Genomic DNA, 272 nt, shown 5'->3' with positions numbered 1-272 from the left:
GGCTGGATCGACGCCTACCCCGCCTCGACATCGAGGGAGAAGGGATCGCCCACGAGGAAAAGCTGGCCGCCTGGCCCACAGCGGATCACACCGAGGCCCTGCACGCCGAGGGGATCGGGGTGGAGGGGCTCTTCGAAGGCCTCGACCTGCACGTCGAACCGCGTCAGGTGCAAGCCGTCGTCGGATCGCAGAACAGTGTCTCGGCCGTCCTGCTGGCGATCGGGGGACGGCTGCCCTTGGATCACGGCCGGATGAGGTCGGGAGGATTGCTG

Annotated in this window: 1 protein-coding gene; it reads left to right on the top strand. The window is 68.0% G+C overall.

The features are described 5' to 3' along the window. Positions 1-272, top strand: a 272-nt coding sequence (locus MTCD1_RS23690; protein ID WP_143760184.1) for a hypothetical protein, incomplete at both ends; no start/stop codon positions are given.

Origin of the sequence: Colwellia marinimaniae, from assembly GCF_002207865.1 — a bacterium.
GTDB lineage: Bacteria > Pseudomonadota > Gammaproteobacteria > Enterobacterales > Alteromonadaceae > Colwellia > Colwellia marinimaniae.
This window is presented reverse-complemented; position numbering and strand designations above follow the sequence as displayed.